This window comes from Sulfitobacter aquimarinus (genome assembly GCF_040149565.1).
In the GTDB taxonomy this organism is placed as follows: domain Bacteria; phylum Pseudomonadota; class Alphaproteobacteria; order Rhodobacterales; family Rhodobacteraceae; genus Sulfitobacter; species Sulfitobacter aquimarinus.
In genome coordinates this window covers 158,655-182,487 of the sequence record NZ_JBEFLO010000001.1, presented here as the reverse complement: position 1 = coordinate 182,487, position 23,833 = coordinate 158,655, and the positions used below count along the sequence as shown (strand labels likewise).

26 protein-coding genes and 1 riboswitch are annotated in these 23,833 nt (G+C 59.8%); of the genes, 16 read left to right on the top strand and 10 right to left on the bottom strand.

Annotated features, from left to right (window positions below):
* Positions 1-25 precede the first annotated feature (25 nt).
* Positions 26-74, top strand: a riboswitch (SAM-SAH riboswitch).
* Positions 75-79: 5 nt separating this feature from the next.
* Positions 80-1,261 (top strand): methionine adenosyltransferase, encoded by a 1,182-nt coding sequence (gene metK, locus ABMC88_RS00850; RefSeq protein WP_349574937.1) that lies wholly within the window; start codon positions 80-82, stop codon positions 1,259-1,261.
* A gap of 59 nt (positions 1,262-1,320) precedes the next feature.
* Here metK and ABMC88_RS00845 read toward each other — a convergent pair whose 3' ends face one another.
* Positions 1,321-2,136 carry a response regulator gene (locus ABMC88_RS00845; RefSeq protein ID WP_349574936.1) on the bottom strand — a complete coding sequence of 272 codons (816 nt, stop codon included), beginning with the start codon at positions 2,134-2,136 and terminating at the stop codon, positions 1,321-1,323.
* A 111-nt stretch (positions 2,137-2,247) separates the two neighbouring features.
* On the opposite strand from ABMC88_RS00845, the gene trmB reads away from it, so the two are divergent.
* From trmB to ABMC88_RS00810, 7 genes are all read left to right on the top strand, one after another.
* The gene (trmB, locus tag ABMC88_RS00840) at positions 2,248-2,949 is read left to right on the top strand and encodes a tRNA (guanine(46)-N(7))-methyltransferase TrmB (RefSeq protein ID WP_349574935.1); all 702 of its coding nucleotides are present in this window, start codon (positions 2,248-2,250) and stop codon (positions 2,947-2,949) included.
* A 184-nt stretch (positions 2,950-3,133) separates the two neighbouring features.
* Positions 3,134-4,483, top strand: a complete 1,350-nt coding sequence (aroA, locus tag ABMC88_RS00835; protein ID WP_349574934.1) for a 3-phosphoshikimate 1-carboxyvinyltransferase — start codon at positions 3,134-3,136, stop codon at positions 4,481-4,483.
* Positions 4,480-5,091, top strand: coding sequence for a (d)CMP kinase (gene cmk, locus ABMC88_RS00830; protein ID WP_349574933.1), 612 nt, complete (start codon positions 4,480-4,482; stop codon positions 5,089-5,091). The genes aroA and cmk overlap by 4 nt, the downstream gene beginning before the upstream one ends.
* Before the next feature lie 32 nt (positions 5,092-5,123).
* Positions 5,124-5,930: a glycosyl transferase gene (locus ABMC88_RS00825; RefSeq protein WP_349574932.1), complete on the top strand. Its 807-nt coding sequence runs from the start codon at positions 5,124-5,126 to the stop codon at positions 5,928-5,930.
* A gap of 83 nt (positions 5,931-6,013) precedes the next feature.
* Positions 6,014-6,562 (top strand): polysaccharide deacetylase family protein, encoded by a 549-nt coding sequence (locus ABMC88_RS00820; RefSeq protein ID WP_349574931.1) that lies wholly within the window; start codon positions 6,014-6,016, stop codon positions 6,560-6,562.
* Positions 6,563-6,638: 76 nt separating this feature from the next.
* Complete coding sequence (locus ABMC88_RS00815) at positions 6,639-7,016, top strand: rhodanese-like domain-containing protein (protein ID WP_349574930.1); 378 nt, start codon at positions 6,639-6,641, stop codon at positions 7,014-7,016.
* A 96-nt stretch (positions 7,017-7,112) separates the two neighbouring features.
* Positions 7,113-8,024: an MBL fold metallo-hydrolase gene (locus ABMC88_RS00810; RefSeq protein ID WP_349574929.1), complete on the top strand. Its 912-nt coding sequence runs from the start codon at positions 7,113-7,115 to the stop codon at positions 8,022-8,024.
* Between the two features lie 72 nt (positions 8,025-8,096).
* On the opposite strand, the gene ABMC88_RS00805 is transcribed toward ABMC88_RS00810, so the two are convergent.
* Complete coding sequence (locus ABMC88_RS00805; protein ID WP_349574928.1) at positions 8,097-8,663, bottom strand: hypothetical protein; 567 nt, start codon at positions 8,661-8,663, stop codon at positions 8,097-8,099.
* A gap of 73 nt (positions 8,664-8,736) precedes the next feature.
* Here ABMC88_RS00805 and ABMC88_RS00800 point away from each other — a divergent pair, with 73 nt between their 5' ends.
* The 7 genes from ABMC88_RS00800 (at position 8,737) to trpB (ending at position 16,295) form a co-directional block, all read left to right on the top strand.
* Positions 8,737-9,192, top strand: coding sequence for a MarR family winged helix-turn-helix transcriptional regulator (locus ABMC88_RS00800; protein ID WP_349574927.1), 456 nt, complete (start codon positions 8,737-8,739; stop codon positions 9,190-9,192).
* Positions 9,193-9,283: 91 nt separating this feature from the next.
* Positions 9,284-11,104 (top strand): calcium-binding protein, encoded by a 1,821-nt coding sequence (locus tag ABMC88_RS00795; RefSeq protein ID WP_349574926.1) that lies wholly within the window; start codon positions 9,284-9,286, stop codon positions 11,102-11,104.
* 274 nt (positions 11,105-11,378) lie between these two features.
* Positions 11,379-13,064, top strand: coding sequence for a 30S ribosomal protein S1 (gene rpsA / locus ABMC88_RS00790; RefSeq protein ID WP_349575549.1), 1,686 nt, complete (start codon positions 11,379-11,381; stop codon positions 13,062-13,064).
* A gap of 287 nt (positions 13,065-13,351) precedes the next feature.
* The gene (gene ihfB, locus ABMC88_RS00785) at positions 13,352-13,636 is read left to right on the top strand and encodes an integration host factor subunit beta (RefSeq protein ID WP_349574925.1); all 285 of its coding nucleotides are present in this window, start codon (positions 13,352-13,354) and stop codon (positions 13,634-13,636) included.
* Complete coding sequence (locus tag ABMC88_RS00780) at positions 13,636-13,986, top strand: lipopolysaccharide assembly protein LapA domain-containing protein (protein ID WP_349574924.1); 351 nt, start codon at positions 13,636-13,638, stop codon at positions 13,984-13,986. The genes ihfB and ABMC88_RS00780 overlap by 1 nt, the downstream gene beginning before the upstream one ends.
* A 6-nt stretch (positions 13,987-13,992) precedes the next feature.
* Positions 13,993-14,640: a phosphoribosylanthranilate isomerase gene (locus tag ABMC88_RS00775; RefSeq protein WP_349574923.1), complete on the top strand. Its 648-nt coding sequence runs from the start codon at positions 13,993-13,995 to the stop codon at positions 14,638-14,640.
* Positions 14,641-15,062: 422 nt separating this feature from the next.
* On the top strand, positions 15,063-16,295 hold the full coding sequence (trpB, locus tag ABMC88_RS00770; RefSeq protein ID WP_349574922.1) for a tryptophan synthase subunit beta: 1,233 nt from the start codon (positions 15,063-15,065) through the stop codon (positions 16,293-16,295).
* Between the two features lie 10 nt (positions 16,296-16,305).
* Here the strand turns inward: trpB and ABMC88_RS00765 are convergent, their stop codons facing one another.
* The 6 genes from ABMC88_RS00765 to ABMC88_RS00740 all read right to left on the bottom strand — a co-directional run bounded on the left by ABMC88_RS00765 (position 16,306) and on the right by ABMC88_RS00740 (position 21,039).
* On the bottom strand, positions 16,306-16,887 hold the full coding sequence (locus ABMC88_RS00765; protein ID WP_349574921.1) for a DUF4893 domain-containing protein: 582 nt from the start codon (positions 16,885-16,887) through the stop codon (positions 16,306-16,308).
* Positions 16,884-17,264, bottom strand: a complete 381-nt coding sequence (locus tag ABMC88_RS00760; protein ID WP_349574920.1) for a DUF2237 family protein — start codon at positions 17,262-17,264, stop codon at positions 16,884-16,886. The genes ABMC88_RS00765 and ABMC88_RS00760 overlap by 4 nt, the downstream gene beginning before the upstream one ends.
* Positions 17,265-17,277: 13 nt before the next feature.
* A complete protein-coding gene (locus tag ABMC88_RS00755) occupies positions 17,278-18,441 on the bottom strand; it encodes a serine hydrolase domain-containing protein (protein ID WP_349574919.1) in 1,164 nt (387 codons plus the stop codon).
* Positions 18,442-18,503: 62 nt separating this feature from the next.
* Positions 18,504-19,556 (bottom strand): DUF2332 domain-containing protein, encoded by a 1,053-nt coding sequence (locus tag ABMC88_RS00750; protein WP_349574918.1) that lies wholly within the window; start codon positions 19,554-19,556, stop codon positions 18,504-18,506.
* Positions 19,553-20,239 carry an aminoacyl-tRNA hydrolase gene (gene pth, locus ABMC88_RS00745; RefSeq protein ID WP_349574917.1) on the bottom strand — a complete coding sequence of 229 codons (687 nt, stop codon included), beginning with the start codon at positions 20,237-20,239 and terminating at the stop codon, positions 19,553-19,555. Before pth ends, ABMC88_RS00750 begins: the two co-directional genes overlap by 4 nt.
* A gap of 140 nt (positions 20,240-20,379) precedes the next feature.
* Positions 20,380-21,039, bottom strand: coding sequence for a 50S ribosomal protein L25/general stress protein Ctc (locus ABMC88_RS00740; RefSeq protein ID WP_349574916.1), 660 nt, complete (start codon positions 21,037-21,039; stop codon positions 20,380-20,382).
* A 150-nt stretch (positions 21,040-21,189) separates the two neighbouring features.
* Between ABMC88_RS00740 and ABMC88_RS00735 the strand changes: the two genes are divergently transcribed.
* Entirely contained in the window at positions 21,190-21,861 is a 672-nt protein-coding gene (locus ABMC88_RS00735; RefSeq protein ID WP_349574915.1) for an MFS transporter, read from the top strand.
* 72 nt (positions 21,862-21,933) lie between these two features.
* On the opposite strand, the gene ABMC88_RS00730 is transcribed toward ABMC88_RS00735, so the two are convergent.
* The gene (locus ABMC88_RS00730) at positions 21,934-22,524 is read right to left on the bottom strand and encodes a hypothetical protein (RefSeq protein WP_349574914.1); all 591 of its coding nucleotides are present in this window, start codon (positions 22,522-22,524) and stop codon (positions 21,934-21,936) included.
* A complete protein-coding gene (locus ABMC88_RS00725) occupies positions 22,524-23,690 on the bottom strand; it encodes an alpha-hydroxy acid oxidase (protein ID WP_349574913.1) in 1,167 nt (388 codons plus the stop codon). Before ABMC88_RS00725 ends, ABMC88_RS00730 begins: the two co-directional genes overlap by 1 nt.
* Positions 23,691-23,833: the final 143 nt, after the last annotated feature.

Genomic DNA, 23,833 nt, shown 5'->3' with positions numbered 1-23,833 from the left:
GGTCTTGGGGCGTAACCCCGACGCTGTCGCACCACAACGGCTTCCTGACGTGGTGCATGATTTATATTGGAGCACGTTCATGTCCCGCACATCTTATGTTTTCACGTCCGAGTCCGTATCCGAGGGGCATCCCGATAAGGTCTGCGACCGGATCAGCGATGCGGTTCTGGACGCATTTCTTGCAGAAGAGCCAGAGGCCCGCGTCGCCGCCGAAACCTTTGCCACCACCAACCGCGTGGTCATCGGCGGAGAGGTCGGCCTGTCGAATCGCGAAAAGCTGCACAGCTATATGGACAGCATTCAGGACATCGCCCGCGCCTGCATCAAAGATATCGGATACGAGCAGGACAAGTTCCACCACGAGACGGTAGAGGTCACGAACCTGCTGCACGAACAATCCGCCCATATCGCGCAGGGCGTGGATTCGGCCAAGGACAAAGAAGAAGGCGCTGGCGATCAGGGGATCATGTTCGGCTACGCTACCGATGAGACGGCCGAGTTGATGCCGGCGCCACTTCATTACGCCCACGCGATCCTGCGCCGTCTGGCCGAGGTGCGCAAAGACGGGTCCGAGCCTACGCTGCGGCCTGATGCGAAATCACAGCTGTCGGTGCGCTATGAGAATGGCAAACCAGTCGGCGTGACCTCGATCGTGCTGAGCACGCAGCACAGCGACGAAAGCCAGACCAGCGCGGACATCCGCGACATCGTTGAGCCCTATATTCGCGAAGTTCTGCCCGAAGGTTGGATCAGCGACGCGACAGAGTGGTGGGTGAACCCCACAGGCACTTTCGTGATCGGCGGGCCTGACGGGGACGCGGGCCTGACGGGGCGCAAGATCATTGTGGACACCTACGGCGGTGCCGCTCCGCACGGCGGCGGCGCGTTTTCGGGTAAAGACCCGACAAAGGTCGACCGCTCGGCCGCCTATGCGGCGCGCTATCTGGCCAAGAACGTAGTGGCGGCAGGACTGGCGTCGAAATGCACAATCCAGCTTAGCTATGCCATCGGGGTCAGCAAACCCTTGTCGATCTATTGCGATACCTTTGGCACGGGTGCTGCGGATGCCGAGGCAATTGAACGTGCCATTGGCAAGGTCATGGATTTGACCCCCCGCGGGATCCGCGAGCATTTGCAGCTGAACAAGCCGATCTACCAGCGCACGGCGGCCTATGGCCACTTTGGCCGCGCACCAGAGGCGGATGGCGGCTTTAGCTGGGAAAAGACCGATCTGGTCAAGGCGCTGTCGGACAACCTGTAAAGACGATTGGCAAGGCCCGTGCGCATCCTTTTGCGGGATGCCTGCGGGCTTTTGCGCGCCTAATCGGGGCGACGGCGAAAGACCGACGGCGTTCTGACCAGCTTTTTGTTCGCTTTGACAGGCTGGTGCGAGGGCACGCGCAGCTGGATGTCGTTGGTGCTGCGCACCCCCGAAACCGTGGGAGACGGGCTTTGCGCGCCCAGTTCGTCAAGGTCTTCGAGGAAATTCCATAACCTGCGCAGGGATCCTTCGACCCGCTCGACCCGCTGCACGGCGTCTTCGGGGCTGATCTGGTCGATTTCGCGCAGCTCGCGCATCTGGCGCATCATGCGGCTGACGATGGGTTTGATGTCTTTGGCGCACTCTCGGGAAAAGCTGCGCAGGGTATCGTGCATCTGCACCTCTTTGGTGGACTTCCGCGCCATGCCGCGGGTCAGTTGGGCCTTTTGCAATGCCGTGATGGCGGCGCGTTGCAGGGTTTCTTCGGACAGCTCGTCTTTGGTCAGGTAGTCGCTGAACCCCATAGTCAGGGCCTGCAATGCGACATCCGAATTTTCGGTGCCGGTGATCATGATAATGGCGGCACCTTTGTTCACCGGATCGGCGCGTATGGCGTCCACGCCCTGCAATCCGGTGCCGTCCGTCAGGTGGTAATCCAGCAAAATCAGATCAAAGCGTTCCTTGCTGAGCCTGTCGTGCATCGCTTGCAGTGAATCCGCCTCGTCCAGATGTGTGTTAAAGCCCAGCGTGCCGCAGAGCTTTTTCAGGCGCGTGCGGTCGAACCTTTGGTCATCGACGATAAGGATGCTGGCAAAGGTGGGTGCTGCTCCGGCCAATTGCTGTGCGGTCGGCTCGACGTGTGAAAAAAGGCTCATCTCATTACTCCGGTGCAGTTTGGTTGGAACAGGTGTAGCGGAAGGTAGGTTAAGGCCCAGTAACCAGCGCAGGGATTGCAGCACCGCGCGATCCTCGCTACATCGCGCTGCATGAGCACACCTGTCAAACCCCGCCGCAATTTTTATGGCCGCCTGAAGGGCCACAACCTCAAAGCTTCGCAGAAGGCCTATCTTGAGGAGGATTTGGCGGCGCTGTCACCCGGTGCCGTGGATTGGGATGCCAACCCGCAGCGCGAGTTGTTGGACATCGACGGCATGTTTGACGGCAAGCCCGCGTGGCTGGAAGTAGGCTTTGGCGGGGGGGAGCATATGGTGCATCAGGCCGCGCAGAACCGCGATGTGGGGATCATCGGGTGTGAGCCTTACATCAACGGTGTTGCCATGTTGCTGGGCAAGATCCGCAAAGCTGAAATTGACAACGTCAAAGTTCACCCCGGTGACGTGCGCGATATGTTCGAGGTGCTGCCCGACGAGAGTATCTCGAAGGCGTTTCTCTTGTACCCCGACCCGTGGCCCAAGACGCGCCACCACCGCCGCCGTTTTGTGACGCAAGAGCATCTGGAGCCGCTGCACCGCGTGCTGAAGCCCGGTGCGATATTCCGTGTTGCGACCGATATCGAAGATTACGTGCGCCAGACCTTGCAAGAAGTCCCGCGTGCGGGGTTCGAGTGGTTGGCGCAAGGTCCGTCGGATTGGCGTGTAGCATGGGATGATTGGCTGTCCACGCGGTACGAGCAAAAGGCGCTGCGCGAAGGGCGGGTGCCGCATTACCTGACGTTCCGCAAGATTTGAGATCAAGGTGCGGCAGAGCCGCGTTCTATTTTGACGATGAATAAGGGGCTTTGCCCCTCAAACTCCCCAGAGGATTTTTGGCCCGAAAAAATAGAGCCAGAAAACCAGAGGGGTGTGCATAGGGGCATGGACGGGGTTTTGAGGCTGGGGTAGAACGCAGGTGAGAAATTATGAGGGCGCTAACATGTCTGGCCACGGTGATCCAATTCCAATGACGTCAACTGCCTGCGGCCCGCTGAGGGGGGCTGCGGATGTGCCGGGGGACAAGTCGATCTCGCATCGGTCGCTGATCCTGGGGGCGATGTGCGTTGGTGAGACGACGATAACAGGATTGCTGGAAGGGCAGGACGTGTTGGACACGGCTGCCGCGATGCGCGCATTCGGGGCCGAGGTCACGGATCATGGCGAGGGCCGCTGGTCTGTGCGCGGCGTTGGTGTCGGCGGTTTTGCCGAGCCTGACGGGGTGATTGATTGCGGGAATTCCGGCACGGGTGTGCGGCTGATCATGGGCGCAATGGCGACGCAGCCTATTGTGGCGACGTTTTCGGGCGATGCGAGTTTGAACGGGCGGCCGATGGCGCGGGTGACGGATCCGTTGGCGTTGTTCGGGTGCAAAACCGTCGGACGCAGTGGAGGGCGGCTGCCCATGACGCTGGTTGGGGCGCAAGAGCCGCTGCCTGTGCGCTATGTGGTGCCAGTGCCGTCGGCGCAGGTTAAGTCGGCGGTTTTGTTGGCGGGGCTGAACGCACCAGGGCAGACCGTGGTGATTGAAAAAGAAGCCACGCGCGATCACACAGAGCGGATGTTAGAGGGTTTCGGCGCGCAGGTGTCTGTGCGCGAGACTGAAGAGGGGCGCGAGATTACCTTGACGGGCCAGCCCGAATTGCAGGCCCAGCATATCGAGGTGCCGCGTGATCCGTCCTCGGCTGCGTTTCCGGTCTGTGCGGCGCTGATTGTGCCCGGGTCTGACGTTTTGGTGCCGGGGATCGGGTTGAACCCGACGCGGGCGGGGTTGTTCACCACGCTGCGCGAGATGGGCGCTGATCTAACCTATGAAAACGAGCGGATTGAGGGCGGTGAGCCTGTGGCTGATCTGCGGGCGCGGTTCTCGCCTGATATGCGCGGGATCGAAGTGCCGCCTGCACGCGCGGCGAGCATGATTGACGAATATCCGGTGCTGAGCGTGGTTGCCTCTTATGCCAGCGGGCAGACTGTTATGCGCGGCGTGCGGGAGTTGCGCGTGAAGGAAAGTGACCGGATTGATGCGATGGCCAAGGGGCTGCGCGCCAACGGAATCACTGTGGACGAGGGCGAGGATTGGTGGACGGTGACGGGCGCGGGACACGGCCATGTGGCGGGGGGCGCGGTCTGTGCCAGCCACTTGGACCACCGCATTGCGATGTCCTTTCTGATCCTCGGGATGGCGGCGAATGCGCCTGTGTCTGTTGATGATGGCGGCCCGATTGCTACGTCTTTCCCGATCTTCGAGCCGCTGATGGCCGCGCTTGGCGCTGACGTGAGCCGTACCGCGTGAGTGCGGGATTTACAGTCGCCATAGACGGCCCTGCCGCTGCGGGCAAAGGAACCCTGTCCAAGGCCGTGGCTGCGCATTTCGGGTTTGCCCATCTGGATACGGGGCTTTTGTACCGCGCAGTAGGGGCCAAAGTTCTAGCCGGGGAATCGCCCATCAAGGCGGCACGCGGGTTGGATGCACGTGATCTGGAGGCTGCGGATTTGCGCACGCCCGCCGTCGCCCAGTCGGCCAGCAAGGTCGCGGTGATCGCCGAGGTTCGCGCTGCGCTGTTGGATTTTCAACGTAGCTTCGCCGCCCGTTCAGGGGGCGCTGTGTTGGACGGGCGCGATATCGGCACGGTGATTTGCCCTGACGCGCATGTGAAGCTGTTCATCACCGCCAGCGCCCAAGTGCGGGCCAAGCGTCGCTTTGCCGAGCTTTCCGCCCGCGGGATCGAGGACAGTTTTGATCAGGTTCTTGCCGATGTGCAGGCCCGTGATGCCCGCGATCGCGAGCGGGTTGAGGCGCCTTTGAAACCTGCCAAGGATGCGGTTTTGATCGATACGTCCGATTTGTCGATCGAGCAGGCGGTGGCACAAGCGATTGCTGTGGTCGACGCGCAGCGTTAAGCCGGTTGAGAAGGCGTGAAGTGGAGGCGGCGATGAAAAAGCAGATTATTTGCATCAACTGGGGCACCAAATACGGCCCGCCCTATATCAACCGCCTTTATGCGATGTGCGCCCGCAATATCACGGGCGATTTCACCATGACCTGCTTTACCGACAACGCGGAAGGTGTGCGCGACGAGGTCATCTGTCAGGATCTGCCGCCCAGCGACATTGTGATGCCGAAGTCCAAGGGCATCTGGCCCAAATCGAGGCTGTGGAATGCCGCGCTGGACGGGGTCGAGGGGCCTGTCTTGTTCCTTGATCTGGATCTGGTGATCACCGGCAATCTGGACGGATTCTTTGAATATGGCGATCCCGAGGATGTTATCCTTGCGCGCAATCCGACCACGCCGTTCGAGAAACTGGGGCAGACTTCAATCTTTCGGTTTCCGGTGGGCAAGCTGGCACCGCTGTTGGAGGTGTTCCGCGCCGATCCGCAGGGCATTGCCGACCAATATACATTCGAGCAGCGCTTTGTGACGCGCAACGCCCCTGGCGGGGTCAAGTTCTGGCCAAAACCGTGGGTGCGCCATTTCAGAACGCAATGTATCCCGCTGTTCCCGCTTAACTATTTCATCGCGCCAAAGCTGCCCGCTGATGCGCGGGTGGTGATCTTTCCCGCGACACCGAATCCGCCCGACGCTCTTTTGGGTCGTTGGGTGCCCGAAGAGGGCGACCGCTCGCGGTGGGAGCATGTGATGCGGGCAATCCGCGGCCCGCGACATTTCAAAAAGCGCTTTCGCCATTTGCGCCGCTTTATGCTGCCGACCCTCTGGATCAAGGATCACTGGCGCGAGTAATCGCTGAAACCTACCTCACCAAAGGGTGTATCGCCTTATTTTTGCGGCTTGCTAAGGTAGGCGCATAACAAGGAGGACGCCCGATGATCCGCACTGCTTTATGCGCAGCTTTGCTTGTGCCCACAGCCCTCTATGCGCAAGAGGCCACGCCAGCGCCGCCCGTCGAGGTGCCTGCCGAAGGGCCAATGACGCTGGAGCGTTTGGCCCAGATCGTCACAGCGATTGATACGGATGTGGTTGCACAGGGGCCAACGCTGCAATTCTCGATCGAGGGCATTCCGGTTATGGTTGTCGCAGATGCTTCCGCCGACCGTATGCGGGCCATCGTGCCGATTGCCAGCGCCGAGGGGTTGGAGCCTGCGGATTTGTTGCGGATGATGCAGGCGAATTTCGACACGGCGCTGGATGCGCGATACGCCGTGGCCAACGGACGGCTTTGGGGGGCGTTCATTCATCCTCTGTCGTCTTTGGAGCGGGACCAGTTGATCAGTGGATTGGTCCAGACGGTAAATTTGGCGCGCAGCTATGGGCAAAGCTATTCTGGTGGGGCGCATGTGTTCGGGGGGGGCGATTCAGGTGCTATTTATCGTCAGCTGTTTGAGGAGTTGAAAAAGAAGGGCGAGGCTTTGTGACAGCGGGCTCCTCGCTTGACGCTCCTCGCTGGAGGGCGCAGAGTTTCAGGAAATGTGAGAGAGAAGGTATGATGATATGAAGACTGCGCAGGATTATATGGAAGCCGCAAACGCTGTGGTGCCGAAGATGGACGCGGCGGCGGCGATTGCGAAACATGCCGCAGGGCAGGGCGTGTTTATCGATGTGCGCGACAGCGCCGCGATTGCGCAAAGCGGCACGATTGCGGGCGCCCACCGCGTCCCGCGCGGCATGATCGAATTTCGCGCCGATCCGGCAGTCGAGGCGATGTATGACCCTATCTTTGCCAAAGATGCCGAATTTTTCCTGATCTGCGGCGCAGGCGGGCAGGCGGCATTGGCGGGTAAGACGCTGATGGATATGGGGTTTGCCAATGTGACCAACATCGGCGGTTTTCCTGCATGGAAAGACGCGGGCGGGCCGACAGAAGGATAACATATTGGAGATAAGAGGGCCGTTCACAGCCAGTTGACTGGCCGCACAAGGGCGGCGCGCTATGTCTCAGGTCTCAACAGATAAAAGGACCGAACGATGAAACTCAGCCGCCGTCAGACGCTACTTTCCGCCGCTGCATTGCCGCTTGCCGCTGCTCCTTCGCTTTCACTTGCGGCGGGCCACGCAGCCACGTCGCTGCCGACCCACCGCGATTTCACGCTGGGTGATTTCCGCGTGACGACCCTGCTGGTCGGGAGCCGCAGTGTTGAAAGCCCGCAGAACATCTTTGGTATGAATGTCGACAAGGAAACCTTTGACGATGTGAGTGCGGCGAATTTCATCGGCACAGACGCCGCGCAGTTCTTCTTTACACCCACGGTGGTGAATACTGGCAGCGATGTGATCCTTTTTGACACGGGCCTGAACGCTGCTGGTACCAAAAAGTCGCTTGAGGCGGCGGGGTACGCGGCGTCCGACATCACGCATGTCGTGCTGACCCACATGCACGGCGACCACATCGGCGGTCTGACCGACGACACGGGCGCCGAGACATTTGCAGGTGCGGCCTATGTGACGGGTCAGGTCGAGTTTGACGCGTGGGCCAAACAGGAGAACGAGAACTTCGAGAAGAAAGTGCGCCCGCTGGCAGAGAAAATGACCTTCCTTGATGCAGGTCAGGACGTGCGTGGTGGCATCACCTCGGTCGAGAGCTTTGGCCACACGCCGGGTCACATGGCCTATATGCTGGAAAGCGGCGGCAAGCAGTTGTTGCTGATGGCGGATGTCGCCAACCACTATGTCTGGTCCGTCGGCTATCCCGAGTGGGAAGTGAAGTTCGACATGGACAAAGCCGCCGCCGCAGCGACGCGCAAAAAGATCATGGACATGGCCAGCGCCGACCGCTTCCCGCTGATCGGCTACCACATGCCGTTCCCCGGCATGGGCTTTATCGAGACACGCGGCGAAGGCGGCTACCGCTATGTGCCGCACAGCTATCAGCTGATCTAAACGGACTATCAGGTTCGACGAAGGGAGGGGCGGAGCGATCCGGCCCTCCTTCTTTTGTGCGCGGGCGGGTAGTCACCCGATGGCTGGGCGTTTGATCAAACGCCCAGCGATGGCCGTCACAAGGCTGACAAGCACCAGCAACATGCCAAGGGTGATCAACGCGAATTTGACGCTTGCAAAGGCCGAATAGGGTAGCGCCAGCCAGTCCGCGAACCCCGCAGGATCGGCCAGCATGATGAACGAAATCCCGTTCTCGATCGCATCACACAGCGCACCCGCCAAAATGGACACCCCCGCAAACAGCCCCGCCTTGCGGGCAAAGCTGCCCTGCCGTGCCAGACGGGCGATCAATGTGCAGACAAACAGCGCAATGCACATCATTCCAAGGATAAACCCGAAATCGATGAGCTGCGTTGTGACGTAGACATCAAGCGTGCCTGCGGCCTCCATCTGCGCGTAATACCCTTTGATCACGCCGCCATCAAAGCTGGTTTGGCCTGTGGCATAGTCCACAGGGTGGTTCGACGCGGCATAGCTGCGGTCCAGAGCGCCCTTGATCCACTCAAAATACCCGATGGCCGCGACGCTGGCTGCTGCGTGAACCGCAAGGGGCAAGCGTGTGATGTTTTCTAAAAGCATGTCTAATCTCCATTTGCATTCCTGGGAATGTATTTATATTCTCCGGAATGTAAGTCAAGAGGAATTTCTACCCATGACAGAACTGACAGGGCCGCTGGTGGCGGAATGCGCGACTTGGCTGACGATTGTGACCAAGCTGTTTGGCACGCGGATGCAGGTGCTGTTGGAGCCGCACGACCTGACACAAGGCCAGTTCAGCATCCTCCACCACATCGCGCGGCAACCGCCGGGGCAGGGGGTGCGGATTTCCGATATCGCCGCCGCGGTCGAGGTCGAGCAGCCTGCCGTCACCAAAACAATCGCCAAGTTTCAGGTAATGGGCTTGGTCGATACGGTCGCCAGCCCCAAGGACAAGCGGGCCAAACTGGTCATCGCAAAACCAGATGCAGGGATGTTGTTGGGGAAAATCTATCAGGACATTGGCCCCGATCTGATGCAGGTCTTTGGCGCGGTGGACGGCGACGGCGTCGGGCAGTTCATCGCTCAGTTGAAGCAGCTGGGGCAGTGGCTGGATGCGAACAGGCTGTGATATCCGCCGCGCATTTACATTGGGGGGTGCCTGCGATTTGACTCAGATTGGAAGCTTCTTCTAGTCTGTTGTTGAAACCAGGGGGAAATTCATGACCTATATGCTGCTGCTGGCTTTGGCGGGACTTCTTGTTCCTGCGTTCACCTCTGATGAGGGCGAGGACAATCAGGCCGCGCCCGACCCGCAAGAGCCGCTGCCAGAGCAAGAAGACGAACCCGTTGCGGTAGTTGACCCTGACCCCGTCACACCAGATCCGGTGACATCCTTCCCCGTCAAGACATCTGATCCCGCCACGCTTTTTCCCGCGGGCCAAGACCCCGAGCCCTTCACACCTGCGCCTGCCGCTGCTGATCCTGACATCGACTTTGGCGCCGCTGATACACTTGCCGCGACCAGCGGTGACGACTTTATTCGCGTATCACTCAGTGGCAGCCAATCCGCCGATGGGGGCGAGGGCAATGACACGCTGACCCACCGTTTATTCGGGGACGAGGTTGAACCAGAGGACCTGTTCGAGAACACCGGCCCTGTCACGCTTGAGGGCGGTGCGGGGGACGACTATTTCGAACTCAGCGGGTTTGGTGCGCAGGATGCCACGATCTCGGGCGGCGATGGCGACGATCACATCCGCCTGTTTGAGAACGGCTACGGTGCGGATCACGAATCAGGTGAGCGCGCGATCACGCTCGGCGCAGGCGAGGATGTCGTGGCTTTCGGCATCGACGGCTTTGATGATGCGACACCCGCAGTGATCGAGGATTTTGATGCTGAGGAAGACGTCCTCGTCTTCGAGCTTCCGGGCTATCTGTGGCTGACGAGCGCGCTGGACGATGCGGGCGACGTCTCGTTAGAGCTGATCCAGCAACCCGTTGCAGGCACTAATGACACCGCTGTGACCTTGTCACTGAGCAACCTGCAAGAGACGGGCGACGCCACTGAAATCGGCCAGACTGTGATCCTCAGGAACAGTGGGCCACTGCCTGACGACGCGATCAAGATCGGCCGCTATCAAGGCGCGGGCGAGGAGTATGACGAGGACTCCTACGAGATTATTCTGACTGGCAGCCCCGAGGGCACGATCAATGTGGAAACTGATACCTTTGTTATTACAGGCGCAGGCGACGACAACGTGTCCGTCGACAACAGCGGCAGTACCTACGTGAATGAAGGCACGGTCGTCTACACTGGCGCGGGCGATGACACGATCACGGGTTCTGAGGAAAACCGTGCGGCCATTCACGCGGGTGAAGGCGACGATGTAATCACCTACCACGGCGAAAGCAGTAATCTGTGGGGCGACAGCGGTGACGACGAGATCACCATTCGCGGCAGTTTGATGCAGGTCTTTGGCGGCGAGGGGGACGATCTGCTGACGGATCGTGGCGACAACCGGATCGACGGGGGTGACGGGAACGACACGCTGATCGGCACTGGTGAAAGCCACCTGGACGGGGGCGATGGCGACGACCTGATCACTGTTTTGCCTGAGGTTGATTGGGAGACAGTAGTTGACGGCTTAATCTACGGAAATGCTGAAGGTGGGATGGGCGACGATACGGTCTCGATCCATTTGGGCCAATTTGCGCAGTTAGGACCGTGGCGTGGCGCGGAGGATGCCGACCCGATCGAGAACGACGTGGCGCGGGTGACGATACTTCCCGAGCACCTTGACCGCAGCGCGGCGGTTGTGCGCGGCTTCAGCGCCACGGACACGCTTGAGGTGACAGCACCGCAATCCGTGCTCGACAGTCTGGAAATGCAGACAGAGTTCAATGCCAACGGCACCCATCTGCTGTATCACTTTGTGTCGGGTGGTCAGACGTTGATCACCGTCGCGCTCGAAGACGGCTCGGGCATTACCGGCCCTGCGCCGACCCTCGACAGCCCGCAGTTCAGCTTTGCGGCGGCATAGGCCGCAAGGCGCGTGATGCAAATCATAAGGGCGGGGGCACCCCCGATCCCTCTTGATCCTTGGGTTTAAACCGCCTATACGCGCGCATGTCTAAGGGACGGATACACGTACCGGACGCGATATTTCAGGCGGGGTCGGAGTCTTCCGGCCCTCTTTCTTTATCGCAACCGGCCCTGACCCTTCGGGCAATCTCACTGTCACACCAAAGGTGGGCACCCTTCTAAAGACCGGCGGAGACAACCGCGCGGCCAGAATAAACGCTAAAAAGGAAACGATACGCCATATGGCAAATACGATGGACGAGTTTGAAGCACTCTTGAACGAAAGCTTCGAAATGGACACCCCCGAAGAGGGTTCCGTTGTTAAAGGTAAGGTTATCGCGATCGAAGCGGGCCAAGCCATCATCGACGTAGGCTACAAAATGGAAGGCCGCGTTGAGTTGAAAGAATTTGCCGATCCCGGCGAAGCTCCCAAAATTGCTGTCGGCGACGAAGTCGAAGTGTTCCTGCGTCAGGTAGAGAACTCGCGCGGCGAAGCGGTTATCTCACGTGAGATGGCGCGCCGTGAAGAAGCATGGGACCGTCTGGAAAAAGCCTATGCCGCAGAAGAGCGCGTCGAAGGCGCAATCTTTGGCCGCGTCAAAGGTGGCTTTACTGTGGACCTTGGCGGCGCTGTTGCGTTCCTGCCCGGCTCTCAGGTTGATGTGCGCCCCGTGCGCGATGCGGGCCCGCTGATGGGTCTCAAGCAGCCGTTCCAGGTTCTGAAAATGGACCGTCGCCGTGGCAACATCGTTGTATCGCGTCGTGCGATCCTCGAAGAATCCCGTGCCGAACAGCGTGCCGAAGTCATTGGCAACCTCACCGAGGGCCAGGAAGTCGACGGCGTGGTCAAGAACATCACCGAATACGGTGCGTTTGTGGACCTTGGCGGCGTAGACGGCCTGCTGCACGTGACAGACATGGCATGGCGCCGTGTGAACCACCCGTCCGAGATCCTGACAATTGGCGAGACCATCAAGGTTCAAGTCATCAAGATCAACAAAGAGACTCACCGCATCTCCCTCGGCATGAAGCAGCTGCAAGAAGATCCATGGGATCTGGTTGCTGCGAAATACCCACTGGAATCTTCACACACAGGCCGCGTGACCAACATCACCGATTACGGCGCCTTTGTTGAGCTGGAGCCAGGTGTTGAAGGCCTCGTGCACGTCTCCGAGATGTCATGGACCAAAAAGAACGTACACCCGGGCAAGATCGTTTCCACAAGCCAAGAAGTCGAAGTCATGGTTCTGGAAATCGATGGCGCCAAGCGTCGCGTTTCCCTTGGTCTGAAACAGACCATGCGCAACCCATGGGAAGTGTTTGCAGAAACACACCCTGAAGGCACCGAAGTCGAAGGCGAAGTCAAAAACATCACCGAATTCGGTCTGTTTGTTGGCCTGCCCGGCGACATCGACGGCATGGTTCACCTCTCTGATCTGAGCTGGGACCAGCGCGGCGAAGAAGCCATTCAGGACTACCGCAAAGGCGACATGGTTCAGGCCGTTGTCTCCGAAGTCGACGTCGAGAAAGAGCGCATCTCGCTCTCCATCAAAGGCGTGGGCGGCGACAAGTTCGCGGAAGCAGTGGGCGGCGTGAAGCGCGGTTCTGTTGTGACTGTGGCTGTGACCTCCATCGAAGACGGTGGCATCGAAGTGGAATACGAGGGCATGAAAGCCTTCATTCGCCGCTCCGATCTGTCGCGTGACCGTGCAGAGCAGCGCCCCGAGCGTTTCTCGGTTGGCGACAAGGTTGATGTGCGCATCACCAACGTCGACGCAAAAGCACACCGTTTGGGCGTCTCGATCAAAGCGCGTGAAATCGCTGAAGAGAAAGAAGCCGTGGAACAGTATGGTTCCTCCGACTCGGGTGCGTCACTTGGCGACATCCTTGGCGCGGCGCTGAAGACCAGCGACGACTGATCGGCCAAAGCCTTTCCTCAACGGGTTCCGGCCCGCAGAGTAAAACAACAAACCCCGCGCAGAAATGTGCGGGGTTTTTCGTTGCGAATCGGTTAACGTAAATTATCGGTAATTTGGGCGATTCTGGAATTTCGTCTCAAGCGCCACCTGAGGTTGGGGGAAAACGCCCGAATTCACCGTCTGGACGTAGCAAAATGCTGGATTTGGTCGCAGCTGTCACTTTTCGGATGAGGCCTAATTTCCTATAGTAACGACAAATTGACGCATAAATGCGCGGGGAGAAACGAATGATCCGGTCCGAATTGATCCAAAAGATCGCAGACGACAACCCACACCTGTATCAGCGGGATGTAGAGCGTATTGTGAACACCATATTTGACGAGATTACAGCCGCGATGTCCAAAGGCGACAGGGTCGAGCTGCGCGGCTTTGGTGCCTTTTCGGTCAAGAAGCGGGATGCGCGCACGGGGCGAAATCCGCGCACTGGAGAGACTGTTCATGTCGAAGAGAAACATGTACCCTTCTTCAAGACGGGGAAGTTGCTCCGTGATCGGCTGAACGGGAAAAGTTAATGCGCTACGTCCGCTATCTATGTATCGCCATCTTTTCGGTGGCACTTGTATCTGTTGCTTTGGCAAACCGCGCGATTGTGTCGTTGCAGGTTCTGCCGACCGAGCTGTCGGGCATGTTCGCTGTGAACCCGTCGGTTAATCTGCCGCTGTTTATCGTCATCCTCGGAAGCATCCTTGCCGGTTTGTTGGTCGGGTTCATCTGGGAATGGATCCGTGAATTCGGTGACCGTGCCGAAGCCGCCAAGCAAGCCCGCGAAATGCGCCGCCTGCAACGCGAGATTGATCGCTTGAAAGAAGAAAAGCACGCAGGCAAGGACGAGGTTTTGGCCCTGCTGGACAAAGCAGGCTAAGTCTTTATGCCCGCTGACATTTCGGTAAAGATTTGCGGCCTGCGCAGGCCGCAGGATGTAGCGGCTGTCGCGGATGCGGGCGGTCGCTATGTCGGATTTACGTTCTTCCCCAAATCTCCACGATCCGTAGACATCGCTGGTGCTGCGCCTTTGGCGGCTGCGGTCCCTGTGGGTGTCTGCAAGGTGGCGTTGACGGTCAATGCGGATGACGCGTTTCTGGACAGTCTCACACAGGGGGTCGTGCTGGATATGTTGCAGCTGCACGGCAGCGAAAGCGTGGAGCGCGTGGCCCATATCAAGGCGCGCTATGGCTTGCCCGTGATGAAAGCGATCGGCGTGGCCGAGGCTGCCGATCTGGACAAGATCGATCTCTACTCCGGCGTCGCCGACCAGTTGCTGATTGATGCCAAGCCGCCAAAAGATGCGGACCTTCCAGGGGGGAACGGGCTGGCGTTTGACTGGCAGTTGCTGGCAGGTCGGGTGTGGCGCAGCCCTTGGATGCTGGCTGGCGGGTTGACCCCCGACAACGTGGCCGAGGCGATCCAGCGGACGAATGCCTATCAGGTGGATGTGGCATCCGGTGTTGAAAGCAGTCCGGGTGTCAAGGACGCGGGTTTGATTGATGCGCTGGTGCGGGCCGCCGTTAACGCGTGATTAACTAACATTTGCGATTTTGCTTTTATGAAATTGGTCGCTCTTCCTCATTCTCCACAGCAGTGGTTTCGCCATCTGTCTCGCGCGAAATCTGCCCTTGATGGCGGCGTCGTGCGGCGCAAGACGTCTGATATGGAGCGGATGGTAGGCCGCGATGCCTTTGAGCGGGAATTGCGCAAACGCGGGTTGTCAGCTGTTGAGAACGCAGGGCAAGTGATCATATTTTGCAATGCGCAACCGGTGCGGATGACAGTGCAGGCGGACAAATCCTCAACGAGGATTTGAGCACAAACTTTCTGTGAAAGTTTGTTTGGCCAGGTCGTGGCCCGATAACCCAGACTGCGGCTGCATGGCTTCTTTACGATTGCTCGTTTGGGCGGTACTGCTGTCGTCCAAGACAGTATCTGAAAGGCACCCCTGCAATGGCAAACGATCTTTTCAACAGCTTCATGACCGGCCCCGACGAAAAGGGCCGCTTTGGTGAGTTCGGTGGGCGCTTTGTCTCCGAGACGCTGATGCCGCTTATCCTTGATTTGCAGGCAGAATATGAGAAAGCCAAAACAGACGAGACCTTCTGGGCCGAGATGGGCGACCTGTGGGAGCATTATGTTGGCCGTCCCAGTCCGCTTTATCACGCCGAGCGTCTGACAGAAGAGCTCGGTGGTGCCAAAATCTATATGAAGCGCGACGAGCTGAACCACACAGGCGCGCATAAGATCAACAACGTGCTGGGCCAGATCATTCTCGCGCGTCGCATGGGCAAAAAGCGCATCATCGCCGAGACGGGCGCGGGCCAGCACGGTGTGGCCACGGCGACTGTCTGTGCGAAGTTCGGCCTGAAATGCGTGGTCTACATGGGCGCGCATGATGTTGAGCGTCAGGCCCCCAACGTCTTCCGTATGCGCCTGCTGGGCGCCGAGATCGTGCCTGTGACCTCTGGTCGTGGCACCCTGAAAGACGCGATGAACGACGCGCTGCGCGACTGGGTGACCAACGTGCGCGACACATTCTATTGCATCGGCACCGTGGCTGGTCCTCACCCGTACCCTGCCATGGTCCGCGATTTCCAAAGCATCATCGGCAAGGAAGTGCGCACCCAGATGGAGAAAGCCGAAGGCCGTCTGCCCGACACGCTGATCGCCGCGATCGGTGGTGGCTCAAATGCGATGGGCCTGTTCTACCCCTTCCTCGACGAAAAAGAGGTGAATATCATCGGGGTTGAGGCCGGTGGCAAAGGTGTGAACGCCAAGATGGAGCATTGCGCCTCGCTCACCGGTGGCCGCCCCGGCGTGCTGCACGGCAACCGCACCTATTTGCTGCAAGACGACGATGGCCAGATCCTCGAGGGCTTCTCGATCTCGGCGGGCCTCGACTATCCCGGCATTGGGCCAGAGCACGCATGGCTGCATGACATTGGCCGCGCGAAATATGTCTCGATCACGGATGTGGAAGCGCTGGCCGCGTTCCAGAAATGTTGTGAGCTGGAGGGGATCATCCCCGCGCTGGAGCCCTCTCATGCGCTGGCCCATGTGATGAAGATCGCGCCCACGCTGCCCAAGGATCACCTGCTGGTGATGAACATGTGTGGTCGTGGCGACAAGGACATCTTTACGGTCGCAAAAGCACTTGGGTTCGAGATGGGCGAATTCGCCTGATCTGCCGGCCCTAACGGGTCAGCTCCAGTATATCCAGATCGCTCTCGTTCACGGGGGCGGGAAAGATCAGCCGTGCGCGGGTGGCCGAGATACGCTCGAACACGGCGACATCGGGATAGACTGTGGCGGTGCCTTCAAAGTCAGGGGCCAGTTGGCCGTACTCCTGCGGTGCTTCGGTCGAGACATATCCGACGCCCAAATAGATCGCACGCCCCTCGCGCATCTCGATCCGACCCGAGGTGCGCTGCGATCCCGTGAGTTTTTCGAACGTGACGCCGGTGTTGTCCAACGTCATGCGGCATTTGAAATTGGTGTAGACGACCAGCCGCGTCAGCCCGCCCAGTTTGATCGTGCGGCAGCGCCAATCACCTGCGAGCGAGGGATCAAACGCGACCTGCGGCGTGCCTGACAGGGCAGTGACCAGCTGCGCTACATCTGACGCAGACCCACCAGCCATGCCTTCCATCAGCGCGGTTCCAGCCAGCCGTTCAAAGCGGTCCAGCCGTGCGCGTTCTTGCGGGCGGATATCCTGCGCGCCCGCCACCCCAGCGAAGAGCGTGGCCGCAAGGCCAGCGATGAGCGCCCGTTTCATACGCCCGTCTCCGTCGCATGTGCTTTCAGCACCTCCAGCGGCACCACCTCTAGCGCCCTGATATGCGTCGCAGCCAGATGGACCTGTGGGCCACAGCCTTCTTCAGCCGCTTGCAGGAAGCGCCCCGCGCACAGGCACCAAGGATCGCCTGGCTTTAACCCTGCAAAGCCAAAGGCGGGGTTGGGCGTCGACAGATTGTTGCCAACGTATTTGGAAAAGGCCAGAAACTCGGCCGTCATCACGGCGCATACCGTATGGCTTCCCTGATCTGCCGCGCAGGTGTTGCAATGCCCGTCGCGGAAAAATCCGGTCACAGGGTCCGTCCCACACATGGCCAATGGGCCACCCAGCGCATTGATGCTGTCATCCGGTTCCATCGTATCTTCTTTCCTACAGGTTGTTCGCGATGGCGCGGAAGATGGCGATGTTTTGCGCGCTCACGCCGTCTTCGCGGAATTTGCGGTCGGCGGCATTGGTTGCAATCACCACCCCGCGTGCGCGATTGATATAGACATACTGGCCGTAAATGCCGCGTGCCATGAATTCGCCCTCGGGCGCGTTTGCGGGGATCCACCACTGATAGCCATAACCGATGTTGCCCGCTTCGGTTGGGGCTGACGGAGCGGTGGAGGCTGCGACCCAGTCGGCGGGAATAATCTGGCGATCATTGTAGCGCCCGTTTTGCAAAAACATCTGCCCCATCCGCGCATAATCCCGTGTCGTCAGGTTCAGCCCGCCCAATACAAACGCGGTGCCGAACCCGTCGGTCAGGTAATAGGGTGCCACCTCCAACCCCATCGGCGCGATCACTTTCTCGCTCAGCAACTCGGCAATGGGGCGGCCCGTCGCGCCACGGATCACCATCGACAGGATATGCGTATCGATCGAGACATATTTCCAAGTCGTCCCCGCATCGGCAAACCTCTGATCCTGTGCGGCGGCAAAGTCATCCATACTGCCGCCCAAGGCCAACACGCGGCCCATTTTGTTAATGTCCGATTGCGGGTCAAGGTAGTCTTCGTCGAACTCCACGCCGCTGGACATGTTCAGCACATTGCGCACCGTTGCGCCGTCATAAGCAGAGCCGACAAGCGCGGGCGCGTATTTGGTCACGGGATCGTCGATGTCGGCAATGGTGCCTTCATCCAGCAAAACACCCATCAGACCAGACAGATAGCTTTTGGCCACCGACCACGAGATGCGCAAATCCTCTGGCGCGGTGCCTTGATAATAGCTCTCATGCACGATCTGGCCGTCTTTGAGCACGACAAGCGCTGTCACATCACGCGCGTTAACCCATGCATTCACCTCGTCGGGCAGCGAGGCATCAGGCCCATAGTCGAGCGTGGCCGTGGGGCCGTTGCCGCGCGGGACGGGGGTGCTCAGGAACGCCGCGTTCATGTTGGAAAAGTTATGCACGATCTTTTCTTCGGAGAAGAGCGAGTTAACGGCGAGCAAGCGCGTGATCTGCTCGCGTTGCCACAGGCCGACGGCGACGGCGGCAAGGACAAAGACCAGCAAAAGTCGAATGATCCATTTCAAAGCGGTGCGCATTTGCTTTCCTTCCAGCAAGGGTCAGGGAGGAGTGAACCACGCAGATTGCGCGCTGGCCAGCCCTAGTTGGCGGCAGAGGCGCGGTATTGCCAATCGATCCAGCGGCCATGAAAATCGGCGCGGCCCAGCGCCATCGTCACATCACCGGGCCAAAGCCGCAGGGTGATCGCGGCGCCTTTTTGCCCTGTGGTGTCGCCATCACTTTCCATCGACAGCCATGCCAAGGGGCGTTCGGGTGTCGCGGATGCGCCTGCGGTTTCAATCAGCGCGGTGCCGTGGTCGCGGGCGGATTTGGGAAAATACTGCCACGCCACGGAATGCTGGATCAGGTGCAATTGCCCTTGGGGCGCTGCGGTCAACCGATGGGCAAGCCACTCAATCGCGTCACCCGTTGCGATGGGCGCATCCATCACCGCAGCGGCCGCGCGGGTCAGCGCAAGGCGGTGGGGTTGGTCGGCCCATAGATAGGCCGTGAGGCGCAGCAGATCATCAGGATCGCGGGGATCGAGCGGGTTCAGATCAACGCCTGCGCGTTGTGCGATCTGAGGTGCCTTGGCGGGCGGTGGCGGGCCAGTCCAATCGGGCGACAAGGTCAATGCGGGGTGCTGTGGGCCGAACTGCCGCCCTGCACAGTCTAACGCGTAGTGATCCCACATGAGGTTAAGCCCGCCACTCGCCCCAAGCTCGCTGAGGCACAGGGGCAGGTCAAAATGGCTTGCGGCCACGCGGGCACCCGCGATCAGCGCGGCAGAGCGGCGCACTTCGTTGGTTTGGGGCGGGCTGTCGGTCCAATCCAGCAAGAAGGCCGCGTGCGTGGAAAGCGCGGAGAGAACCGCATCGCGCAGGGCCGCATCTGTTGCGGTATGGGGCGGATAGGTGGCGACAAGGCCGGCGTCACGGCCCGTCAGGGCAAGCGCGTGCAACCCCCCCGCAACCCGCAGGGGGAGGGAGTGACCCGCAGGCCCGATATCGCCTCTGAATTGATCGAACTTGCGACCCAATGCGCTGTCGTCTGGCCAGTGGTCTGCAAGGATGCCGAGCAGCTGGCCCATAAAAGGGCTGTCCAACGCGATGCAGGACGCGGCCTGATCGCGGAAGGCGGCCCTGAGCGTCATTTGAAGCGGTCCATCAGTTTTTGCATGGCGGAGCGCTCATCGCTGGCCGTCGGCCGCTCTTCGCTGGGGGGCGGCGTGGTTTTCTGCGGGCCTTTGGTACCTGTAGAGGGGCGCGGGGGCGCAGTGCGCAGGCTTACCGCGTTCATGAATTTGGCCGCATCGCCTGCTGCCAGCATCGGTGCGCCGTCGCTGACGCCGCGCAGCACATCGTCGAGCCAGTCTGCCTCGGCTTTGGCAAAGTCATTGAGCACATATCCCGCCACGCGGTCCTTATGGCCCGGATGTCCGATGCCAAGGCGCACGCGCCCGTATTCCGGCCCCAGATGGCTGTGGATCGAGCGTAGACCGTTATGGCCCGCATGTCCGCCGCCCATCTTGAATTTCACTTTGCCCGGTGCGAGGTCCAGCTCGTCATGAAGGGCCACCACATCCTCTGGCTCAATCTTGTAGAACCGCATGGCTGCGGCCACGCTGTCGCCCGATTTGTTCATGAAGGTTTCAGGGCGCAGCAAAACGGCGCGGGCACTGCCAAAGCGCCCCTCGCTGATGCTGCCCTGATGTTTGCTTTTCCACGGGCCAAAGTCATGATCGGCGGCCATGCGTTCGACGGCCATGAAGCCGATGTTGTGGCGGTTTCGCGCATATTTTGCACCCGGATTGCCAAGGCCTACGATCAGTTTCATGGGGGTTCTCCGCTGCTAGAGCGGTATCATATTGCGCGGGCGGGTCAGGGTCCAGCGGTGCGTTAAATATGAGGTGTAGGAATGAAAAAGGGGCCGCCCGAAGGCAGCCCCTTGTCTGTCAGGTGCATGACGCAAACAGATCAATCGTCGGCTTGCTCGCCGTTCGGTGGATCCATTTCGGTTGTCGGTACTTCGTCTGCATCAACATCATCATCCGAAGAGGACGCAAGGCCGGAAGGCGCGGACACTTGTGCAATCACAAAGTCACGGTCGATGACCGGCGTGCAGCCTGCGGGCAGTTTGACGTTCGCGATGGTTGCATTATCGCCAATTTCCAGTTCGGAAATATCGACGGTGATGCTTTCGGGAATGTCTGCTGCTGTCACAACCAGTTCGACCTCGGGGCGGACAAGGTTCAGCGTGCCGCCTTTTTTCAGACCGGGGCACTCTTCTTCGCCGCCGACTTCGACGTTGATGAACAGGTTGATCTTGGTTGTGCGCTTGAGACGCATGAAGTCGACGTGCGTTGGCAGGTCTTTTACAACGTGGCGCTGAACGTCACGGCAGATGACGCGGACGTCATCGTGGCCTTCGACTTTCATGTTGAACAGGGTCGCTTTAAAGCGGCCTTTGCGCAGCATGGTCAGCAGTTTGTTGAAATCAAGGTTGATGGGCAGCGGGTCCGCGTCGCCACCAAAAACAATGCCTGGCACCATGCCATCACGGCGTGCCTGACGAGCGGCGCCCTTGCCTGTCCCCGTCCGTTCAAAGGCGATAAGATCTGGAATCTCTCCGGCCATAGTAATTCTCCAATATGTTAAGGGCGGGAATCCTCCAAGGCTGTATCCCCGCATGAAGTCGCGCGTATAGACGGGAACGGGGCCTGTGGAAAGGGGGGAAATGCACGGGCGTGCTTGTGGCGGCAGGATTGGCGTGGCAAGCCTGCGGATATGAGCTTTTTTGCCGATATTTATGCGTCACGCAAGCCGCTGTGCGGGTTTTGCGCCATTGGGTTGGCGTGGGCGTCGTATTTTGCGCAGATGCCGGTTGTGAAGGCAGATGTGGGCGCCTCTGACGGGGCGTATGGTGTTGCGGTTTTATGGGCCTCGCTTGGGGCTGTTGGCGCGATGTGGCTGGCACCTTTGGCGCAGCGGTATGCCGGACCGCTTGCGGTGTCTTTTGCGATTGCGGCAATCGCACTGGGGTTGATGATGGGCGTGGGGCGGCTGTCGGGGCATGGGCTTGCGCGGTTCGTGCCGGAAACACGGTTGATGGTGCTGGCCTGTCTGGTTGCGGCCTTCGGGCTGATCGGTGCGGCACTTGCGCCCAGTGCTGTTGTGGCGCTGGTGTTCTTTGCGATCGCGGGGCTGGGGGTGTCGGTGGTGGCGCCGCTGACCTTGGCGCTGGTGGGGCGGGCGGTGCCTGCCCGCCTGCGATTGGCGGTGATCAGCCGCGTGTCGGTTTTGGGGTATGGTGCGTTTTTCATTGGGCCGCAGCTGATGGGGCTGGTGGCGCAGGGCATCAGTCTGAGTGCTGCATTTGTAACCGTGGGCGCGATGATGGTTTTGGTCGGGAGTTGTCTGGTTCCTTATCTGGGACGGATAGAGCGGCAGCGGGTGTAGGGATCTGGAGGCCAGCCGCTTGGCCCTTTGGGCCAATTCCCCCAGGTGATTTAAGGTCAGAAAAATAGGGTTCTAGAGGGCGGTGATCAGATGTCCGCCTGCGTTTGTGACTTCTGTGTGCAGTGCGATTTCTTCTGCGTAGTGGGTGTTAAAGGCTTCGAGTGTGTCGTTTGACAGGTTTGTCGGTGCATTGGGCGAGACATTTTGCGGCGCGAAGGTGATGTCTGATTGCATACGGATTTCGAGCCATTGGCGTAGGGTAGGCTGGGCTTCGTAGGCGAAGAGGTGTGTGATGCCCAACGTCCCGCGGGCGTCGGTGAGGAAGTTCAGCTGGCTGCCGATACGAGCCCACTGGGGCGGGGTGGGGGCGATCACGCCTTGGACGAAGCCGTCGAAATCGACGGGCAGGGTGGCGGCGCGGTAACGGTACCAGCTGCGCAGATGTTCCAACGGGGCGCGGATCACGGCCATTGTCTCGGGGCGCAGGTCATAGGCGGCTTCGAGGAATGGGGCGATCTTGCGCTGGTAGCGGCCCACGGGCGTGTGTTTGCGGTGTTTGTAGAAAGCAATGTCAGCCCACGGCTTCAGCGCGACCTCCATCGCGGTGGAGCCTGTTTTAGGGACCGAAAACATGACAAGGTTTTGCTGGGAGAAGACCAGCATCAGTCCTGCCAGTCGCCCTCAAAATCCTTCGGGATTAGCAGGTTGTCGCGGCTTAGGTTGGTAACTTGCGTTTCTCCGCACAGGGCCATTGTGGTGTCGAGCTCTTTGTGGATGACCTCGAGGGCGCGGGTCACGCCTGCCTGGCCCATCGCGCCCAGCCCGTAGATGAAGGCGCGGCCGATGTAGGTGCCCGAGGCGCCCATTGCCATGGCCTTCAGCACGTCCTGACCCGAGCGGATGCCGCTGTCGAGGTGGACCTCGATCTGGTCGCCCACGGCGTCGAGGATGGCGGGCAGCATGCGGATCGAGCTGAGCGCGCCGTCGAGTTGGCGGCCGCCGTGGTTGCTCACGATGATGGCGTCGGCGCCGACTTGCAGCGCCATTTTGGCGTCTTCGGCGTCAAGAATGCCTTTGAGGATGACCTTGCCGCCCCATTGTTCCTTGATCTTGGCGATCTTGCTCCAATCGAGCGAGGGGTCGAATTGCTCGGCCGTCCATGCGCTGAGGTCGGAGGCGTCGGAGATGTTGTCCACGTGGCCCACGATATTGCCAAAGCCGCGGCTTTTGGTTTGCAGCATCTCGAGGCCCCAGCGCCATTTCGTCGCCAGATTGGCGATGGTGGAGGGGGTGAGCTTCGGCGGGGCGGTCAGGCCGTTTTTGATGTCCTTGTGACGCTGACCCAGAATTTGCAGGTCCAGCGTGATGACAAGGGCCGAGCATTTCGCGGCGCGCGCGCGTTCGATCAGGCGGTTCACGTAGTCTTCGTCGCGCATGGTATAAAGCTGGAACCAGAAGGGTTTGTTGGTCGCTTGGGCGACTTCCTCGATCGAGTTGATGGACATGGTAGACAAGGTGAAAGGCACGCCGAACGCTTCGGCTGCGCGGGCGGCCTTAATCTCGCCGTCGGCGTGTTGCATGCCGGTCAGGCCGACAGGGGCGAGGGCCACGGGCATGGCGACGTCCTGCCCGATCATCTGTGTCTTTGTGCTGCGGCCCGACATGTCGACCGCAACGCGCTGGCGCAGGCGGATTTTGTCAAAGTCGGAGGTGTTCTCGCGGAAGGTTTGTTCCGTCCAGCTGCCGCTTTCGGCGTAGTCATAAAACATCTTGGGCACGCGGCGGCGGTGAATGCGTTTAAGATCGTCGATGTTGGTGATGACGGGCATGGGGTACTTTCCGAAGAACAGGACTGGTCATGTTTGTTTACCAATTTGGTGAATTTGGATCAACTGTTGAATCAAGGCGGGGGCGCTGACCCTTGGCTATTTCTCTCCCCGGTTTTTGGAGCGGTCTACAGACCGGCTGCGGG

What these genes read in the sequence shown, in the direction of transcription:
- metK (WP_349574937.1), top strand. Translation starts at nt 80, where the DNA reads ATGTCCCGCACATCTTATGTTTTCACGTCCGAGTCCGTATCCGAGGGG.
- ABMC88_RS00845 (WP_349574936.1), bottom strand. Translation starts at nt 2,136, where the DNA reads ATGAGCCTTTTTTCACACGTCGAGCCGACCGCACAGCAATTGGCCGGA.
- trmB (WP_349574935.1), top strand. Translation starts at nt 2,248, where the DNA reads ATGAGCACACCTGTCAAACCCCGCCGCAATTTTTATGGCCGCCTGAAG.
- aroA (WP_349574934.1), top strand. Translation starts at nt 3,134, where the DNA reads ATGTCTGGCCACGGTGATCCAATTCCAATGACGTCAACTGCCTGCGGC.
- ABMC88_RS00825 (WP_349574932.1), top strand. Translation starts at nt 5,124, where the DNA reads ATGAAAAAGCAGATTATTTGCATCAACTGGGGCACCAAATACGGCCCG.
- ABMC88_RS00820 (WP_349574931.1), top strand. Translation starts at nt 6,014, where the DNA reads ATGATCCGCACTGCTTTATGCGCAGCTTTGCTTGTGCCCACAGCCCTC.
- ABMC88_RS00815 (WP_349574930.1), top strand. Translation starts at nt 6,639, where the DNA reads ATGAAGACTGCGCAGGATTATATGGAAGCCGCAAACGCTGTGGTGCCG.
- ABMC88_RS00810 (WP_349574929.1), top strand. Translation starts at nt 7,113, where the DNA reads ATGAAACTCAGCCGCCGTCAGACGCTACTTTCCGCCGCTGCATTGCCG.
- ABMC88_RS00805 (WP_349574928.1), bottom strand. Translation starts at nt 8,663, where the DNA reads ATGCTTTTAGAAAACATCACACGCTTGCCCCTTGCGGTTCACGCAGCA.
- ABMC88_RS00800 (WP_349574927.1), top strand. Translation starts at nt 8,737, where the DNA reads ATGACAGAACTGACAGGGCCGCTGGTGGCGGAATGCGCGACTTGGCTG.
- ABMC88_RS00795 (WP_349574926.1), top strand. Translation starts at nt 9,284, where the DNA reads ATGACCTATATGCTGCTGCTGGCTTTGGCGGGACTTCTTGTTCCTGCG.
- ihfB (WP_349574925.1), top strand. Translation starts at nt 13,352, where the DNA reads ATGATCCGGTCCGAATTGATCCAAAAGATCGCAGACGACAACCCACAC.
- ABMC88_RS00780 (WP_349574924.1), top strand. Translation starts at nt 13,636, where the DNA reads ATGCGCTACGTCCGCTATCTATGTATCGCCATCTTTTCGGTGGCACTT.
- ABMC88_RS00775 (WP_349574923.1), top strand. Translation starts at nt 13,993, where the DNA reads ATGCCCGCTGACATTTCGGTAAAGATTTGCGGCCTGCGCAGGCCGCAG.
- trpB (WP_349574922.1), top strand. Translation starts at nt 15,063, where the DNA reads ATGGCAAACGATCTTTTCAACAGCTTCATGACCGGCCCCGACGAAAAG.
- ABMC88_RS00765 (WP_349574921.1), bottom strand. Translation starts at nt 16,887, where the DNA reads ATGAAACGGGCGCTCATCGCTGGCCTTGCGGCCACGCTCTTCGCTGGG.
- ABMC88_RS00760 (WP_349574920.1), bottom strand. Translation starts at nt 17,264, where the DNA reads ATGGAACCGGATGACAGCATCAATGCGCTGGGTGGCCCATTGGCCATG.
- ABMC88_RS00755 (WP_349574919.1), bottom strand. Translation starts at nt 18,441, where the DNA reads ATGCGCACCGCTTTGAAATGGATCATTCGACTTTTGCTGGTCTTTGTC.
- ABMC88_RS00750 (WP_349574918.1), bottom strand. Translation starts at nt 19,556, where the DNA reads ATGACGCTCAGGGCCGCCTTCCGCGATCAGGCCGCGTCCTGCATCGCG.
- pth (WP_349574917.1), bottom strand. Translation starts at nt 20,239, where the DNA reads ATGAAACTGATCGTAGGCCTTGGCAATCCGGGTGCAAAATATGCGCGA.
- ABMC88_RS00740 (WP_349574916.1), bottom strand. Translation starts at nt 21,039, where the DNA reads ATGGCCGGAGAGATTCCAGATCTTATCGCCTTTGAACGGACGGGGACA.
- ABMC88_RS00735 (WP_349574915.1), top strand. Translation starts at nt 21,190, where the DNA reads ATGAGCTTTTTTGCCGATATTTATGCGTCACGCAAGCCGCTGTGCGGG.
- ABMC88_RS00730 (WP_349574914.1), bottom strand. Translation starts at nt 22,524, where the DNA reads ATGCTGGTCTTCTCCCAGCAAAACCTTGTCATGTTTTCGGTCCCTAAA.
- ABMC88_RS00725 (WP_349574913.1), bottom strand. Translation starts at nt 23,690, where the DNA reads ATGCCCGTCATCACCAACATCGACGATCTTAAACGCATTCACCGCCGC.